This window comes from Fibrobacter sp. UWB1 (assembly GCF_002210325.1).
GTDB lineage: Bacteria > Fibrobacterota > Fibrobacteria > Fibrobacterales > Fibrobacteraceae > Fibrobacter.
The window spans coordinates 83341-101297 of sequence record NZ_MWQL01000001.1 but is presented as its reverse complement, the minus strand read 5'-3'; the positions used below and the strand labels follow the sequence as shown (position 1 = coordinate 101297).

Below are 17957 nucleotides of genomic sequence, written 5' to 3'. Positions count from 1 at the left end.
AATTGCGGCACCTTACCCTTAATATCGTATTTTGCACCTTAAAAATAGTTTCAAAATGCCGCTTTGTGGATAAAAAACATACATTTTTTTCATTTTTTTTCAAAAGTGCCCTTATTTATAGTGAACATTTGTGTAAAAACCATACTTTTTTACTTTTTTTGTAGAATGTTTCATCTTTTCGGGACAAAAATGCTATGATTTACACTATAGGAGATGTTCCCATGAACTTGTTAGACATTATTCATAAAGCTAAAGCCGAAAAAGCCACCTCGTTAGACCTTTCCCAAAAAGAACTGAGAATTCTTCCTCAGGAACTTTTCGAACTGGAAGACCTCGAAGAGCTAATCCTCGACCGTAACATGCTCGTGGAACTTCCCGACGACATTTGCAAGCTGAAAAAACTCAAAAAACTGTCCGTAAGCGAAAACGACCTGATGGAACTTCCTGAAACCATTGGCGAACTTACAAATCTTGAACACCTGTACCTGGGCTACAACAGCCTGTCCGAACTTCCGGATTCCGTCGGCAACCTCAAAAAGCTCGAAACGGTGAATATCGCCAAGAACCAGCTTTTGGACCTCACCCTCGAAGTCGGCAAGTGGGAAAACGTCACCAAGCTTAGTCTCCATGACAACATGCTCTCCGAAGTCCCGGCAACACTCGGAAAGCTTAAAAAGCTCCGCAAACTCTACCTCGACAACAACGACCTGACCAGCATTCCGGCCTCCCTCGGCCATCTGGAATCGCTCGAAGTCCTGATGGTGTCGGGCAACAACCTGGGCGCAATCCCCTCGGAATTATCGAACCTGAAAAAGCTCAAGGAACTGGTACTCGATGCAAACCAGCTCGCCACCCTCCCCGAAAGCCTCGCCGAATGCGACAGTCTCGAAACGATTTCCGTCGTCGAAAACCCGATGGAAGGCGGAATTCCGCGCGTGCTTTTGGACAAGAAGGGACTGAGCATCGACCAATAGTGTAGACTGTAAAAGTCGGCTGTGGTTAGGATTGGTTGGAGAAAGGATAATGAGTAATGTGAAATGTGAAATAACTAATGAGAATTCAATAATTGCTCATTTCACATTCCTCATCCCACATCTCATTTTTCTCGTCTTCCTCACCGCCTGTAGCGATTTTTTCGAGCCGGTAGACAGCACTCCTGCCCCCACAGAATACTCTTATAATTACTGGCTACTGCAAAAGACATACCTGTTCGAAGACGAACTGCCCCTGCTAGACGAACAGGGGGATTCGGTAAACGAGCTCTACAACAAGTTGTCCGACCCCTACACCCGCTACATTCCGCCATCAAAAAGCGAAGCGGCCATATCGCATATCAACACGAGCATCGTGCCGGGCGATGTGGGCATGGAATACTCGCTGTTCAACCAAATGGAACATCCGCTTGTCATTTACCGGGTATACGCCGAAAGCCCGGCAGGCCGGGCAGGTATCAAGCGCTACGGGAACATTCTGAATGTCAACGGAGTCGAAATTACAGGCGACCGCGCATTCGACATCTACGATTCGATCCTGACCCACAACAAGGAAATCTCGATCACGGTGACCTACTCGGGCGACACATCTACCTACGAGCTGACCAAGGAAGACGTCTATGCCCCGACCGTATTTGTCGACACGCTGAACGGAATCGAAATCATTACCATTACCGGATTCAAGCTGAACACCGTCGACAAGGAAAACGGCACGCTGGGCGAACTCACGACTTATCTGGAATCAACCAGGAACTCGAAGGCTCCCCGACTCATTGACTTGCGAGGAAATCCGGGCGGCCATGTAAACCATTGCACCGCAATGGCAGACTTGTTCATGGAGAAGGGAAATATTTCAACCCGCTCCTGGCGAAGCTTTGCAGGCGACGGGAGTCCCCTTTACAACAAGGTGACAGTGGTTGCCAAGCCCGGTGATGCCGGCGAGAAAAAGAACTTCGTGGCTCTCGTGAATGGCGGAAGCGCAAGCTGCGCCGAAATCTTTGCGGTAGCCCTCCAGGAAGGCGCAAATATTCCTATCGCAGGGACAGTCACCTACGGAAAGGGTATCGGCCAAAGCACCTGGAAGACAATGGCCGGAGGCCTTTCGCTCATCACAAATTTGGAGTTCCTGACTCCCAAAGGAAATTCCTACCACAAAAAGGGAATCATTCCCGACTACCCTTGTTCCGAAGCTTCGCTGCAATGCGGCTTCGACGCGCTCGAAAGCAAATTCGGCAAAAAAGGCACAAAGAAGCAAGCCTTTAAAAAAAGCGCCACAGGTTCCGATGTTAGCGAACCACAGATTTTACGCCGTTACAAAGACTTGGGCGGCGCAATTATAGAAGGAGATGAATAATGAAACTGATAAAGACACTCGCCATTTTTGGCGCCATAGCATTTTTATTTTCGGCGTGTACGCAATCCGCAAGCAGCTCGGCGGACGAACGTGACATTATGGCAGACTTGTTTCCTGAAATGAGAGACATCAATAATGAATACGAAGCCGAACTTTATTTCAATTATGAAATGCTCGACCTGTTCTACATTTACGCCCACATGCGCAACGAACTGGCTGACGACTATAAGGTTTACCTGAACAAAGGCACAAGCCAAGACAGCCGCACCAAGGGTTATTGCTCTGTCGATTATTACGACGTGTGCTACATGTACAACCAGATGGCAGATCCATTCACCCGCTACTTCGACCCCCTTGTCGCAGACCAGATTTATTCCAGCATTCTGGAATCCGAATCTATCGTAGGTATCGGAGCGGAAGTCGAAGAACAGCTAGATTCTACATCCCGCTATTTGCTCATAACGGATGTTTATTCGGGTTCTCCGGCAGAAAAAGCCGGCTTGAAGGCCGGAGACATTGTAGTCCAGGTGGACGGGCTAAACATTACCTCGGCAATCAATTTCGAAAACATGTGCACCGGCAACAAGGGTGACACAATCAACATCGTCGTCACCCGCAATTCGGAACCACTCAGCGTAAAAGTCACTGTTGACGAATACAACGAACCCTCCGTCAAGCTCACTTACCAGGATTCCATTCCGGTAATCCAGATTAAGGAATTTGTCGTGACCTCAATCAGCGACAGCGGTTCCTATGGAGAATTCGTGACGGCCCTCAAAAAGACCGAAGGCGCCACCTCCACGATTATCGACTTGCGCGGAAACCCCGGTGGCGAAACCGAGCAGTGCGCCAACATGGCCGCAGAACTGCTTTCTGCAGGCGACACCGTCGTAATCGATATCGAAGCCACCATCGATTCTATTTCCAATGGTCGAGGCATGAATTATTTCCAGATATTCGACACCCTTACCGTTACCGCAGAACACGACGGCATTGGCAAGAACCGCTACTATGTCTTTATGGCCGACACAGGCTCGGCAAGCTGCGCCGAAACCATGCTCTCGGCTCTGACGGCAAACCGCAAAGTTCCGGTCGTGGGCATGCTGACCTACGGAAAGGGAATCGGACAGCTCGTGATTCAGACTGACGTCGGAAAAGGCCTCGCCCTGGTGACGGCCCTGCAAGGTTTCGACAAGAACTGGGAAAGCTACCATGACTTGGGAATTGTTCCGGACTTTGAAATTGACGATCCGGACGCACAGATGGCCAAGGCCGTGGAACTCGCCAAAGAAGCTCAGTTTGTCCGCTCTGCCGGCTACGGCTCCCAGAAGCTCAACCACTTCTCTAAAGAACACGAGCACGAAGCCTCTGGCAGAATTCCGACCGCCAAAGACCTGAAGCTGAGATATAAAATCGCGAAATAATTACAAGTTACGCATACGCACCATCACGTCGGTGGTGTCGTTTGCTTTTACGGCAGGGGCGGCGAGAGTCGCCTCAATTTGTTTGCGGATTTCGGCCACCTGTTCCTTGAGGCGAGCAAGCCGCTGCCCTTCGAGCTTGGGGGCGGCAATCATGGTCTTGGAGGCCGGATTGATCCATTTGCCCTTTTCGTTCTTGAAACCTAGATGCAGGTGCGGGCCGGTGCTTCGGCCTGTGGAGCCCACGCGGCCGATGCACTGGCGCGCAGCCACCTTGGAGCCTACCTTGACGCCGCGGACCGAGAGGTGCATGTACCAACTTTCGGAACGGTCGCGGTGGCGAATGGCAATCTTGTTGCCGCTGAAGGGATCAAAGCCCGAAACCGTCACAACACCTTCGGCGACGGCGTAAACCGGCGTGCCCGTGGGGCTACCGTAGTCAATACCCGCATGCATTTTGCGCTGGCCCGTAATGGGGTGAATGCGGCTACCGAAGGGGCTCGTAATATGCAGGCGGTCAAGCGGGTAACGCAGGCCATCAAACACGAGAGCTTCGCCCTTTTCGGTATAGTGGGCATTAAAGGAACTTTTCGGGTCCGGGTCTTCGTAACGGAAGGCCTCGTGATGGCCCACGATACGGCCATCGAATTCGGCGTAAACGACCCGGCCGTCAATCCAGATAGAATCCTGGTAGAAGGTCTCTTCGAGCAGAATGCGGAACTTGTCGCCGGCACGGGCCAAGGGGAAAGCCACCTTGCACTGGAGAACACCACTCACGATACCTACCATACGGCCGGGAATGCCGACCTTGAAAAGCGTGCCGTTCAAGGTGCTGCCTTCGGTAAGGGCGCCTTCGAAAATGGATTGACGGCGCTTTACCGGCTTTTGAATCAGGCTATAGACGTAACCGTTTTCGGTACGGCTAAGCATATGGATGTTTGCCGGATTCGGGGCATAACGGAATCGCTGGACGCTACCCGAAGAATCGATGGCGGCGTAAAAGACTTGGCCCACGCGGAGCTTGGAAAGTTCGGCACTGTCCTGGAGGGCAAGCACAATCTTACCGCGTTCGCGTTCGTTAATCTGCATGCGGACAAGCACCTGGAACAAGCCATCGCCAGCTCGGACGGTATCGTTATGCACAATCCAGTTGCCTGGTTGCATTTGCACCTGCTCAATTTCATTCGTGAGGGAATCGATTTGCGCGCGTAGGCGATCGCCTTCATCCTTAAGACCTTGAATTTTCTTTTCTTCGTTACAGCCAAGTAGCGAAAAAGCCATAAACGCAGACAACGCAATCGACAGAATAAATTTCACGAAAACCTCAGAATGATAATGAGCCAAATATAGAATAAGAAACGCGGAATTTGAATTATCCCAGAGGCCACTGTACAGACCGAAACAGGCTTTCTACCCTGTTTAGCCTGTACATTTCGCAAATTACACACAAATTAACAGCACTTTTTGACCCATGGTACAGGCTACAGCGATGATTGTTGAGAAAAAAGCCTGTACAATCCAAAATATATTGGCTCACATTGAACTTTTGTACAGGCCAAAAAGAGATTTATCCCTTTTTTAACCTGTACACGCATTATTTTTCACCCCGATTTGTCTTTACATATACAAAAAGGCCCGCGAGTATCGCGGGGACCTTTCGTAAATTACGGTGACAGAACCGATTACTTTGCAGCAGGTGCGGCAGCCGGGGCAGCAGCAGGTGCGGCGGCAGGAGCAGCCGGCTTTGCAGCTTCAGCAGGCTTAGCTTCAGCCTTCGGGGCTGCGGCAGCAGCCGGCTTGGCGGCTGCGGCGGCAGGAGCGGCAGCGGGCTTGACTTCGGCCTTCGGAGCTGCAGCGGCAGGAGCGGCAGCAGGCTTGGCCTCGGCCTTCGGGGCTTCAGCGGCAGGCTTGGCGGCAGGAGCGGCAGCAGCAGGCTTTGCAGCGGGCTTAGCTTCGGCCTTCTTCACTTCAGCCTTCTTCACTTCGGGCTTTGCCGGTTCAGCAGGAGCGGCAGCCGGAGCGTCGGCAGCGTGAGTATCGATCAATTCCATTTCGAACACGAGGAGGCTGTTACCCGGAATCTGCGGGCCACGGCCACGCGGACCGTAAGCGAGGTCGCTCGGGATCCAAGCGGTGACCTTACCACCCACCTTCATGAGCTTGAGCATTTCGGTCCAGCCCGGAATTACGGCGCCAATCGGGAATTCAAGCGGTTCGCCACGGTCGATGGAACTGTCGAACTTGGTTCCGTCGAGGAGCGTACCGGTGTAATGAACCTTAACAATGTCGCCATCGGCAGGCGTTGCGCCCGTACCTTCGGTAATCACCTTATACTGGAGGCCAGATTCGGTGATCACGACGCCTTCGGCAGTCTTGTTCTTGGCGAGGAATGCTTCGCCAGCAGCCTTGTTGGCTTCGGCAGCGAGGCTATCCTTCTTGTTCTTTTCTGCCTGACGGGCCTGGGAAAGGTCGGTGAGAGTCTGGAAGATGATGGAATCGTTCATCAAGAAATGAGCGGAGTCTTCGTTGTAACGTTCCTTGAAAGCCTGGATAAAGAGATCGAGGTCGAGGTCGATAGAATCGCGGGTTACCAACTGGAAACGAGCCTGGTTACCGAAATGGGCACCGAGAGCGTAGCTGTACTTATCCTTATCGGTCACCAAAGCAGTCTTGGTCTTGGGACCCTGGCAAAGTTGATCACAGCCAGTCAGAGCAAATGCGAGAGCACCCGCAGCAATAATGAGTTTTTTGTTCATTTTATCCTCTTTTATGTTTGACAAACGAAAAATAACAAAATCTTACGCCAAAAGACCATATGTAACCCATTTTTACCAAAAGAAATTGGTATATTGCGTTTCGTTAACAAAAGAAGGATTATTAGTATATGTGCGGAATTGTCGGATATATCGGCCAGAACGAAGCTCTACCTATCTTGGTTGGCGGTCTTAAAAAGTTGGAGTACCGCGGCTACGATAGCTCGGGCGTTGCCCTGATTGAAGACGGAAATATTGAAACGGTCCGTGCTTCCGGCAAGATTGCAGCCCTCGAAGACAAGCTCAAGACAAAGCATCTCCACGGCCATGTCGGCATTGCCCACACCCGTTGGGCCACCCATGGTGCTCCGACCGAACAGAACGCTCACCCCCACCAGAGCTTCGACGGCAAGATTTCGATTGTGCACAACGGCATTATCGAAAACTACGCCATTCTTAAGAAGAAACTCCAGGCCGAAGGCATCGAATTCAAGTCCGAAACCGACACCGAAGTCGTCGCCCACCTGATTGCCCGCTACTACAAGGGCAACCTCAAGGAAGCCGTCCTCAAGGCCATTTCCAAGATCGAAGGAACTTTTGGCCTTGCCGTCATTTGCAAGGACGAACCCGACACCATGATTGGTGCCCGCCGCGGATCTCCGCTTATTTTGGGTATCGGCCAGAACGAATTCTACTTGGCCTCTGACGTTTCCGCTATCATCATGCACACGCAGAAGGTCGTTTATCTCGACGACAATGACATCGTCGAAATCAAGGAAGACGGTTACAACCTGTTGAATACGAACAGCCAGCCGGTGCAGCACGAAGTGCAGGACGTGGAATTCGATGCCGACGCCATTGCGAAGGGCGGCTTTGCGCACTTTATGCTCAAGGAAATCTTCGAGCAGCCCGAAGTGCTCCGCAACACCATGCGCGGACGCCTGCTCTACGCCGAAGGCAACGCCAAGCTCGCAGGACTCGACACCAACATCAAGGAACTGAGGAACATCAACCGTATCATCATTACCGCCTGCGGTACCAGCTACTACGCCGGTATGGTCGGCGAATACATGATCGAAGACTTGGCCGGCGTCCCGGTCGAAGTGGAATACGCCTCGGAATTCCGCTACCGCAACCCGATTATCAAGCCGGGCACGCTGGTGCTCGCCATTAGCCAGTCCGGCGAAACCGCCGATACGCTCGCCGCCCTTAAAGAAGCCCAACAGAAGGGTGCCACCGCTCTTGCCATCTGTAACGGCGTGGGTTCAACCATCGCCCGCACAAGCGACGGCGGCGTTTACCTGCACGCAGGCCCCGAAATCGGTGTAGCCAGCACCAAGGCGTTCACCAGCCAGGTGACCGTGCTTGCCATGATCGCGCTCTTGCTTGGCCGCCAGCGCAGACTTTCCTTTGAAGCAGGCTCCGACATCGTGAAGGCTATGCAGGAACTCCCGGAACTCGTGGAGCAGACCCTCAAGCTTTCGGACCAGATTGCTGGCATCGCCAACAAGTACGTGAAGGCAAACAACTTCTTGTACCTGGGTCGTCACTTCAACTACCCGGTGGCCATGGAAGGCGCACTCAAGCTCAAGGAAATCAGCTACATTCACGCCGAAGGCTACCCCGCCGCTGAAATGAAGCACGGGCCCATTGCCTTGATTGACGAAAACATGCCGGTCGTGGTGATTGCCCCGAAGGACGCCCTGTTCGACAAGGTGATTAGCAACGTCCGCGAAATCAAGGCCCGTGGCGGCAAGGTGATTGCCATCTCGACCGCAGATTGCCACCCGCTCGACGAAATCGCAGACCACCTGATTACAGTCCCGAAGACCATCCCGATGCTCATGCCGATTGTGACCTGCGTGCCGCTCCAGCTCTTGGCCTACCACATCGCCGTGCTCCGCGGAAACGACGTGGACCAGCCGCGCAACTTAGCGAAGAGCGTGACCGTGGAATAAGCCCCACTGGTTATTGGAATAATCGCGGCTACGCCGCAAGGTTATAAGCAAGCCTCCCTAACAGGAGGCTATTTTGTTAAATCTTAAACTGCAATATTTCTTCGGCAGTCAATTCCTCAATTTTCTTGCCGACACGCTCAGCATATTCACCAAGCTTAAAAATATTCAACTTACTTTTCGGAGTGGGCTTGTACGGATCCGGCGTCGCCATATATTCTTCCATGGAGTCCGCCAGAATTACCGCAGGCTTTCTAATTCCATTCATAGGTATAGACCTCCAAAAGTTTTTGCGCAGCGCCCTTGTCAAGCATGAAATGAAACGGATGCAACACACCTAAAAAGGATGCTCCAACAACTTTAATATAGTGATTTAGCAGATCCTTGTTAAGGGCAAATCCATAAACATACCCTTTATAACTCCATAACATTGAGCGGTCTGCTGCAATTGCAAAAAGATGACCGCCAACCCCACTAAATTTCTGTTTTCCAAACAAGTGTTTATTATTGTGTGGAGCAGTGCAAGCCCAATGCAAATACGCCGCTTGAGCATTTTCATCATTCTTTACACCAACTAACCCTTGGATTTCATTATTTTCCTTCAAGGCAAGTGCATACACCTCGACATCATTGGGAACATCAATCCAATTGATTCCCCATCCGTCCTTTTCCTTGAACTTTCTCAAAAACGAGCGGCTTTCAATCTTGAATACCACCGTTTCCTTGATTTCTCCGGTTTCGACATCCTTGAGGCAAGGGACTATTTCGTCCAACCAAATGTCAACACAACCGCTTACCAGCGAGCTCTTCATCTTTTACTCCAATCCGCCTACAAGCTAAAAAAGGCGGGGCTTTAATTATTTTGCTTCGTGCGCAAAAATCAGTTTACTACACACTCGTGCACTAAATATAAATTGCTGAAATCGGATTGTCAAGAGGTTTGAAAAAAAAATTCGGTTGATTACTTTATTATATTTCGCAAAAAAGTTTGGTGGGATTTTACAACTGGAGGTCTTCTGTGAAGATTTTTAACGTATTGCGCAAGCGCATAACAGCATCAGCTCAGCCATGTCAGTCTGCAAGCAGCCTGCCGCGGCATTCGCTTCGCATGTTATTGGCTCTGTCCATTCTTCTAGCCCTGCTTGGTGCATGTGGCGATGAATCCTCTTCTTCTGTTTCGCCAGAACCTCGCCAGTGCGAGGAACAGAGCGATGACTGCGACGATACCAGCTCTAGTAGCGGTGAGGTTTCCAAAAATTCTTCTAGCTCGCAAAAGAGTGCCGATAAGGGTAAGTCTTCTTCGTCGGTAGAAAAATCGAAGTCCTCTTCTAGCGAAGGTAAGGTCGCCTCTTCGTCTTCTAAAAAAGACGAAACGTCCAGTTCTTCAGTAGAAAAGGCGAAGGAATCCAGTTCCTCGGTAAAGCCGTCTTCTTCTTCGGAAGCCAAGTCGAGCAGCAGCGAAGACGTAAAGCAGTCTTCTTCGAGTGTTGTGGCTTCTAGCAGCAGTGTGGTGGGAGAATCGAGTAGTAGCGAGTATGTGCCGTATAATCACCGAAAAGCTTTGTATTCTGATAGTGTTCTTACTGGAGCCTATAAGCAGTTTACAGATACTCGTAACGGTCGGACCTATTATTATTTGACGATTAATGGTGTTGATAAGAATAATAAGCCGGCTTCTGTTACAGTGATGGCTGAGAATTTGAACATCGGCGTAATGGTTGATGGAAAAAAGGAACAGGATGACGATTCCAAAATTGAACGCTATTGCTACGATAATGACACTACCAACTGTGATAAATATGGCGGACTCTATCAGTGGGCGGAAATGATGCAGTTGCCGAGTCGTTGCAATACGGAGAGTTGTGCTGATTCGATTAAGCCGAATCATCAGGGAATTTGCCCCGATGGCTGGCGCTTGCTGACTTATGACGATTTCTACATCGTTGTTCATGCAGACGGAAATGATGCCGGGGCAAAAGGCGTGCGAGCCACTAGTTTTGGCGGACTGAACTACAGCGGATATAGCTTGATTGGCGCTGGGTATAATTGGAATCATGAATTTGAAGATTTGAAAACAGGCGCTTATTGGTATTATCCTATTGAAAGTGTTGAATACGGAGGCATTGCGTCGATTGCAGGCTATCAATCGAATGGTGAAACTGCAAATTCTTCCGGTAATGTTTACAAAACCCATGGTTTTTCCGTCCGTTGTGTAATGGTTGAATAACCATCACTTTCAAACTGTAAAATTTTAAACAAAAAATCAAAAAAAATCGGCATTCCGTACGGGATGCCATTGAGGGTTATTATGTCTAAGAAGAACATTAAGAAAAATTTCACTCGCAAGAACTACAAAATCGAAGCTCTTGAGCCGCGTCTGATGATGGATGCCTAAAGAAAGCGGCGGCGAATGACTGGCCGCTAAGCGGACAGTAAAGGCCGAAGACTGTAATTTCCGTGAGCAATAAATGCTTGGTATTAACCAAGCATATTTGCGAGAGTGAGGCGTAAGACGAACAGTCTTTGGGCTCGTGCGGAGCAGGCTGAGACGGAGCGTTTTTTTCGGACATGAAAAGCTGATGCCGATTTCCATCGGCATGACGCGGGCGGGGAAAGGAGGTGCCGCATCAAGTGCGGCAAGACAACCGGAAATGAATGCCCTAAGGCGGAAGAAAATGTGTCGTTGAGCGAACATTAGAGGCCGAAGGCCGAGGCCATGTGAGCTTAAAGCCCCATGCGTTAAGCTGGGACTGTAGCGAGAGTGAGACGCGAGTCGAACGGTCGTGTAAGAGTGAGACGAGCACATTTCTGGAGCCGTGGGCATTTTTGAAGCTGGGGGTTTTAGGGGGCAGACCCCTTAGGCAAGGGGGTGGAGAGCAACGTAGTGCGAACCAGGGGGATACGGCCCCCTTCTTGCAATAAACATGCCCATTCTTCCCGTAAATAATGTATATTGTAAATGGAGCATCAAATGAACTTGCCGATAAACATAATACACCAGATAGAGACCTTTGCCAAGGAATGTTTCCTTGACCGCGTTATTCTATTTGGTTCTAGGGCACGAGGTACAAACCGCGAACGCAGTGATATTGACCTCGCGGTGTCCGGCGGCAATCTGGCCCGTTTTGAGGAACTGCTTGAAGAAAAAGCAGACACCTTGCTTTCGTTCGATGTAATTAACATGGACGGAGTTGCTTCAAGAAAATTGAAAGACAACATCCAGCGCGAGGGAGTCCTGCTTTATGCAAAAGTTTGACAACTTTGTTGCATGTTTTGACGTGCTGAAAAACTCCAATCGCGATATGGCAAAAAGCGATGAAATTTATCGTACTGGTGTTATCGGACAATTTAGTCTCGCTTTTGAGTTGTCATGGAAAACTTTACAAGAAGTTATGCGAGCCCACGCCATTAACGAAGCCGAGAACGGTTCTCCGCGCGAAATCCTCAAGGCTGGTTTCAAGTATAATTTCATTGATGATGAGCAAACCTGGTTGCAGATGTTAAAAGACCGAAACTCCGCAACACATGTCTATGACGAAGAAGCGTTTGAGGCTGTGCTAAATCGAGTTTACGACAGCTACATCAACGCTTTCGAACACTTCTCCGAAAAGATGCTCGTCAAAATTGAAGAATTGAAAGATTAAATCGCCGAGTGGAATTCGCCTTCGCGCTCTGAAAACGCGTTCAAGCCGAATGATTTTAACTACATTTACCGTAAATGACCGAAGTCGAAGAACAGGAAGAATACGAAGTACGCATTGGGGCGTTTAACGGCCCGATGGACTTGCTGGTGTATCTTGTTCAGAAGAAGGAAGTTCCGCTCGAACAGATTTCGATTGCCGAAATTGCGGACCAGTTCTTAAAGTGGGTGAACGAGTACGAGGGAACCGACTTGTCGAAGGCGGGCGACTTCTTGTACATGGCGAGCCGCTTGATGGCTTTAAAGGTGCAGGAACTTTTGCCGGCCGAGCAGCGCGACCCCGAGATGGAAGCGGAATACAACGAAGACCGCGAACAGCTCATGAAGGAAATGCTGGAATACCAGCGCTTTAAGCAGGTGGCGAGCGGGCTGCAAGAAATGGAAAGCGAAAACTTCGGTACGTATTCCCGCGGACGCCTTGAAAAGACGCAGACCGACGAAGAGACTTTGGCTGACGCAAACATTTGGCAGCTTTTCCGCGCTTACCAGAAGAGCCTGAAGACCAAGATTTCGGAAACGATTCACCACATCGAACTCGACTACGTGACCATTCAGGACCGTCAGCAGGCGATTAACAATTATCTTGCGGTGAATGGCCGCGCCCTGTTCGAAGATTTGCTCGACAACGATTCTCACCCGATTGTGGCGGCGGTGACCTTCATGGCCATGCTCGAGATGATCAAGACGGACGAAATCGTGTTCCGCCAGAGCGAACTGTTTGGACCGATTTGGATTTACCGCAAGAAGAATAACGCCGACTACGCCGAAGAAATGGCGCACGAGACCGTATTCTTCAGCAAGGATCCAGACGTGAAGCCGGGCCTTGTAGAAGCGATTCGCAACCAGGCGATTGCACGTTCCAAGGAACAGACCGTGGGCGACTTGGCCGCAGTGATGCGCGAAGCCGTGCTGTGGACAGAACGCGGACGGAACGTGAGCGAAGACGATTTGAACGCCATGCTCGAAGGTCGCGAAGACTTGAGCGAAGTGCAGGAAAACCCGTTCGCCGAAATGATGAAGGAAGACGAGGCGACGGAAAATGCCGCGCCTACAGAAGGTGCGCAGGCTCCGACTGAAGGGACTCAGGCCCCGGCAGAGAACGCACCTGCAGAACCTGTTGCTGACACAGCCGCGACGACAACTGAAACGGTTGCGGAAGAAACAAGCGCGCCGGTTGCTGAAGAAACGCCGGTGGAAGAGATTGCTTCGCCAGAGGCTCGCGATGACGTGAGCGAAGAACCTGTCGACGCCTCGATCGAGCCTGCAGAAGAAATCTCCTCTGAAGAGCCGCAGCCCGCTGACAACATGACGGACGAAGAATTCGAAGCGTTCATGAAAAAAGCCCAGGCGTTCTACGACTCCCAAGCTAATGAAAATTCAGACAATTCTGACGACGATGACGATTTCTCGTCTATAGAGGTTCATACTAATGACTAGGAGATCCCGGGTCAAGCCCGGGATGACAATAGAAGACTAGTCTCGCCGACCGCCGATAAGTCCGGCGCGGTACGCCCAATAAAGCAACTGCATAATGGAGCCGATGGCGGCAGCCACGTAGGTAAGCCCTGCGGCAAAAAGCACTCCCGAAACCGTATTGTATTCGCGGCCCTGCGCCACGATGTCGAGGCGAGCAAGCACCTTTTTGGCGCGGGAAGAAGCGTCGAATTCTACCGGCACAGTCACGAGCGTAAAGAGTGTCGCGATACCGAACAGCAGCACACCCGCCACGGCGAGCGAATAGCCGAGCGCACGGCCCGCACTCATCAGGATGATGCCGAGAATCACAAGCCACGGGCCAAGATTCGAGCCAAGGTTTGCGGCAGGCACAATAAACGAACGCAGCCACAGCGGGAAATACCCCTGCGCATGCTGAATGGCGTGGCCCACTTCGTGAGCGGCAACGCCCGCGGCAGACGCATTGCGACCGTTATAAACTTCAGGTGACAAGTTCAGAGTCTTGTTCAGCGGATTGTAATGGTCCGACAAGAATCCGTGATGCTGCAGCACCTTCACGTCGGTAATGCCCGCATCCATGAGAATTGCCTTCGCCACATCGGCACCGGTAAGGCCGCTCGAAATGCCGACTTTTTGGCCAGCGTTAAAACGGGACTTGACCATCCAAGAAACGCTACCCGAAAGGGCAAGCGTCACCAGGAGAATCATCATGTATAAAGGATCGAACATCATAGGCGCCTCCGGTGCGGTGTTTAGTAAACAGGGTTTATTTTTCCTGTTATAATATACAAAAGTAGACGGTAGGAAGTAGGAAGCGGTTATGTCTATTCCGAAATCAGAACTCCGAATTAATTACATGTCGCCGGTTTTGAGCTTACTGCCGTCGCGGAGGTTGGTAAGCACGAGCCCGAGCAACAGGTAGAACACCGCCTGCAAAGCGAGCGGCAACAGAAGCGATGCCGCATCGTAAATATCGGCGCCGCGCTGCTCAATGGCAAGCCATGCCGGAATGGCAAACGTCGAGGGCAACAAGCAAGAGAAACCCTTCATCCACGCCGGAATCAGTTCGGTAGGCCAGCTAAAATTCGAAAGGAACAGAATCGGGATGCTCATGTACAGGAACAGTTGCATGCTCGTTTCGCGGCGCAGGAACACCTGCGAAAGCACCATCCCGAAGTTGATAACCGAGAACAGGAACACGATTGCAAAAGCCACCATCGGCAAAATTTCACCACGGCGCGGAAAATCGAACACGTTGTACACTACAAAGTGGTAGAACAGGATAAAGCTGCAGTAATGCAAGAAGTACGCGAGCGAACGGCCAAAGTAACGGTAAGGCATCAGTTCGTTTTCGACGGAGCTGTCGCGTTGCAACTTGCGGAACTTGCGGTGAGCACGAGCTCCGCCCAGAATGCAAATGCCAATCACCAGCGTCTGCTGCAAAATCAGCACCAACACGCTCGGCACCACATAGTTCGAATAGCTACCCGTGTTGTTGTACATGGTCTGCACGCTGATGGGAATCGGGTCGCGCATAGCAATCGCCTTGGCTGCAGGAACCTTTTTACCTAAAGCAATCCGCTTGACTTTGGTAGTTGCCCCAACAGTCAATGCGCATGTAGTAAACGCCGTTCCGATGTTGCCGTGGAGCATCACGTAGGCGCCGTGCGTGAACACGTTCACGTTCGTCTTGCCACCGTTACGGAGCGTCTTTTCCATGTCTTTGGGAATTACCATGAACCCGTAGATTTTTTCTTCGGCCATGGCCTGTTCCGCTTCGCGGATATCCGAAAACACATAGCGCACATCAATCTGCTGGGCTGCGGCAGACATCTGCGTGAGTTCGCGCGACATGACCGTATGGTCAAGATCCACCACCGCCACAGGTACATCTGTAGCCGTCTGTTTCATGTAAGGCGTCGGGTAATAGAATGCGTAAAGCACGCCCGCCACCACCAGCAACAGCACCGCCGCAGGGTCGGTGTAAAAAAGCTTCCATTCGGCAAAAGCCACCTTGAAAAGTCGCTTAAAGAGGTCAATCATTTTTGCCTCCTTTATGCAATTTTCTTTTGGCAATTTCAGATGCGACCGCCTTGCGAATACTCAAATCCGAATAGACGGCGCCGGCAATATTTTTCAGTTTATCCTTCAGGTGCAACTTTTCGCGAGCTTCCCAATCCGCCTCTTTTTCTTCGGCGACTTTCCAACGCAAGAACAACAATTTTGAGGCGAGTAGGTGCCAGAACAACGCCATGAACAAAAGTACCACGATCGATTCCCAGGCATGCGCCTTGCCGACCGAGCCCAAGAGCATGGTAGACTGCACCTTTAAAACATGCGTGAGCGGAAGCAGGAAAGCAAAACCGCGCACCACCAAGGGCATCGCCATCACGGGGAATGTCTGACCCGCAAAGGCAAATGCGGGGCCGGCGATAACGCCCGCCACGCTCGAAGACATACGCATGTTGCCTGTAATGCCCACAAAGGCGGCCCCCGCTCCAGAGCAAGCGAGAAACATCGCCAGCTGCCCTGCAGACACCACCACGAATTCATCGAACGTCATCGGGGTAAGCGCACGGCGAGCATACGCATACACCGCCACCATCGAAATCCACTGGATTAAAACGAGCGGTAGCACCGTCGCGGCACCAAGCACCACGCGCGAGCCACCCGCAGCCTGCAAAAATTCGCGGACGCGGTGATCGCGGAACGGAAAACTGAACAGGTACACCGCCGCCAAAATTCCTGCCAAATGAAAAAGCGCCGTCACAAGCCCGAGCCCTAAAAAGCCCTGGTAGTTACCGCTATTATTGCTCACGGACTTAAGTTCTACATGAATTGGGTCATCCATCTGCTTGGTAAACAGGTCGGCGCCAATCGTCGAAATCACCGAGCGGATTTCCTTGACCGCAAACGTATTCGTAAGATAATTCTGGCCGCTGGAATACACCGGAATCACGGGCGTTTCAAGCCGGAGCGCGCGGCGTTCCATGTCGTACGGGAGCACGATAAACGCCTGCAAGTCACCGCGAATCACCGCATGTTCGCATTCGCTACGGTCGTGGCATTCCACCGCGACTTCGAGCACGGGGTCTGCACGCAATGCCATTTCGACTTTATCGGCCAGCTGCGAACGGTCCTGCTTTAAAAGGCCAATTGGCACATGCTGAATGATTTCGGCCGAAAAGAAATTCACCATAAAGACCGATGTCACCACCGGCAAAATCAGGAGCACCAGCCACAACACGATATTGTGACTGATATAGATTTTGCGAATCGCTCTAATGAAATCGATAAACAAGGCGCACGACCTTACTGAACCTGTTCCATCGGGAAAAGCACGCTCATGCCGGGGCGCAGGTTTTCAATCTTGGTTTTCGGGCGCAGGCGCACTTCGAAACTCTTGAGGTCAAAGCCGCCGCTTTCCTTGGAGCTGCGCCAGGTGGCGTAATCGCCTACAGACGCAATGTAGCTGACTTCCATTTCCACGTTCTTGTCGAGTGCCGGAATGAACATGCTGAAAGTCTTGCCCTTGGACACATTCTTGAGCAAGTCTTCGCGCAAGTGGAATACCGCCCAGGAATCGTCGAGGTCGGTAATGGCAACCACCGGCATGCCGGAGCCCACGACTTCGCCCTCTTCGACCAGTTTCACGGAGACTTCGCCTGCGATGGGGGCGCGGATTTTGGTTTCTTCGAGATAGGCGTCGACCTCGGCGTTGGCGCCCTTCGCCTGCATCACGAGTGCGTTTGCAGCAGCCTTGTCTTCGCTGCGGGCGCCGGCGAGCGCCTGTTCGTACTGGGCCTTGGCGGCGTCGGCAGCAGACTGCGACGCCTTCATCTGGGTCTCGGCTTCGTCGCGTTTCTGGAGCGGGAGCACGCCTTCGTTATAAAGCTTTTGCACACGGTCGTAAGTGTTCTTCGCGAGGTTCGCGGCATCTTGCGCCCGGTCGGCCATGGCCTTAAGAGCCGTAATGTCTTCGGAGCGGGCGCCGTTTTTAGCCTTGTTTGCCTGGGCGCGAGCAGCACCTAAAGCACCTTGGGCCTGCATCTTTTTCGCCTCGATTTCTGGGCTACTGATGATTGCCACAATGGCGTCCTTTTCGACCATGTCACCTTCGCGGAAGAACAGCTGTTCAACGCGTCCGGGAACCTTGCCCGCCACAAGTACTCGGCGAGCTTCCATCTGGCCTTGCAAATAGGCATCGCGCGGTTCAGTCGCGAACTTCTGCAAGGTAACGATACCAAGGCCAATCAGGGCAATCAACGCCAAGACGACCAAAGTTTTTCCAATCACTTTCATGACGTTCATTCTTTTTCTCCGTTTC

16 protein-coding genes are annotated in these 17957 nt (G+C 51.5%); 8 read left to right on the top strand and 8 right to left on the bottom strand.

What is annotated here, in order from left to right; genetic code table 11:
• The first annotated feature begins 221 nt into the window (after positions 1–221).
• The 3 genes from B7988_RS00410 to B7988_RS00400 are packed head-to-tail and all read left to right on the top strand — an operon-like array spanning position 222 to position 3770.
• Positions 222–974, top strand: coding sequence for a leucine-rich repeat domain-containing protein (locus B7988_RS00410; protein ID WP_088656433.1), 753 nt, complete (start codon positions 222–224; stop codon positions 972–974).
• 49 nt (positions 975–1023) lie between these two features.
• Complete coding sequence (locus B7988_RS00405; RefSeq protein WP_088656432.1) at positions 1024–2346, top strand: S41 family peptidase; 1323 nt, start codon at positions 1024–1026, stop codon at positions 2344–2346.
• Positions 2346–3770: a S41 family peptidase gene (locus tag B7988_RS00400; RefSeq protein WP_088656431.1), complete on the top strand. Its 1425-nt coding sequence runs from the start codon at positions 2346–2348 to the stop codon at positions 3768–3770. Before B7988_RS00405 ends, B7988_RS00400 begins: the two co-directional genes overlap by 1 nt.
• Here B7988_RS00400 and B7988_RS00395 read toward each other — a convergent pair whose 3' ends face one another.
• Positions 3771–5084: a M23 family metallopeptidase gene (locus tag B7988_RS00395; RefSeq protein ID WP_249268775.1), complete on the bottom strand. Its 1314-nt coding sequence runs from the start codon at positions 5082–5084 to the stop codon at positions 3771–3773.
• A 365-nt stretch (positions 5085–5449) separates the two neighbouring features.
• Positions 5450–6523 carry an FKBP-type peptidyl-prolyl cis-trans isomerase gene (locus B7988_RS00390; RefSeq protein ID WP_088656429.1) on the bottom strand — a complete coding sequence of 358 codons (1074 nt, stop codon included), beginning with the start codon at positions 6521–6523 and terminating at the stop codon, positions 5450–5452.
• A 128-nt stretch (positions 6524–6651) separates the two neighbouring features.
• Here B7988_RS00390 and glmS point away from each other — a divergent pair, with 128 nt between their 5' ends.
• Positions 6652–8478 (top strand): glutamine--fructose-6-phosphate transaminase (isomerizing), encoded by a 1827-nt coding sequence (glmS, locus tag B7988_RS00385; RefSeq protein ID WP_088656428.1) that lies wholly within the window; start codon positions 6652–6654, stop codon positions 8476–8478.
• A 76-nt stretch (positions 8479–8554) separates the two neighbouring features.
• Here glmS and B7988_RS00380 read toward each other — a convergent pair whose 3' ends face one another.
• Entirely contained in the window at positions 8555–8743 is a 189-nt protein-coding gene (locus tag B7988_RS00380) for a hypothetical protein (protein ID WP_073318626.1), read from the bottom strand.
• Complete coding sequence (locus B7988_RS00375) at positions 8730–9287, bottom strand: hypothetical protein (protein ID WP_073056774.1); 558 nt, start codon at positions 9285–9287, stop codon at positions 8730–8732. The genes B7988_RS00380 and B7988_RS00375 overlap by 14 nt, the downstream gene beginning before the upstream one ends.
• 206 nt (positions 9288–9493) lie before the next feature.
• On the opposite strand from B7988_RS00375, the gene B7988_RS00370 reads away from it, so the two are divergent.
• The 4 genes from B7988_RS00370 to B7988_RS00355 all read left to right on the top strand — a co-directional run bounded on the left by B7988_RS00370 (position 9494) and on the right by B7988_RS00355 (position 13612).
• The gene (locus B7988_RS00370; RefSeq protein ID WP_141225504.1) at positions 9494–10702 is read left to right on the top strand and encodes an FISUMP domain-containing protein; all 1209 of its coding nucleotides are present in this window, start codon (positions 9494–9496) and stop codon (positions 10700–10702) included.
• A gap of 744 nt (positions 10703–11446) precedes the next feature.
• Complete coding sequence (locus B7988_RS00365; RefSeq protein WP_073056781.1) at positions 11447–11731, top strand: nucleotidyltransferase domain-containing protein; 285 nt, start codon at positions 11447–11449, stop codon at positions 11729–11731.
• Positions 11718–12119, top strand: a complete 402-nt coding sequence (locus tag B7988_RS00360; RefSeq protein ID WP_073056783.1) for an HI0074 family nucleotidyltransferase substrate-binding subunit — start codon at positions 11718–11720, stop codon at positions 12117–12119. Before B7988_RS00365 ends, B7988_RS00360 begins: the two co-directional genes overlap by 14 nt.
• Before the next feature lie 74 nt (positions 12120–12193).
• Entirely contained in the window at positions 12194–13612 is a 1419-nt protein-coding gene (locus tag B7988_RS00355; protein ID WP_088656425.1) for a segregation/condensation protein A, read from the top strand.
• Positions 13613–13648: 36 nt separating this feature from the next.
• On the opposite strand, the gene B7988_RS00350 is transcribed toward B7988_RS00355, so the two are convergent.
• From B7988_RS00350 to B7988_RS00335, 4 genes are all read right to left on the bottom strand, one after another.
• A complete protein-coding gene (locus B7988_RS00350; protein WP_083532327.1) occupies positions 13649–14362 on the bottom strand; it encodes a zinc metallopeptidase in 714 nt (237 codons plus the stop codon).
• A 120-nt stretch (positions 14363–14482) separates the two neighbouring features.
• A complete protein-coding gene (locus tag B7988_RS00345; RefSeq protein ID WP_088656424.1) occupies positions 14483–15673 on the bottom strand; it encodes an ABC transporter permease in 1191 nt (396 codons plus the stop codon).
• Complete coding sequence (locus tag B7988_RS00340) at positions 15666–16931, bottom strand: ABC transporter permease (protein WP_249268774.1); 1266 nt, start codon at positions 16929–16931, stop codon at positions 15666–15668. The genes B7988_RS00345 and B7988_RS00340 overlap by 8 nt, the downstream gene beginning before the upstream one ends.
• 11 nt (positions 16932–16942) lie before the next feature.
• The gene (locus tag B7988_RS00335; RefSeq protein WP_088656423.1) at positions 16943–17941 is read right to left on the bottom strand and encodes an HlyD family secretion protein; all 999 of its coding nucleotides are present in this window, start codon (positions 17939–17941) and stop codon (positions 16943–16945) included.
• Positions 17942–17957 lie beyond the last annotated feature (16 nt).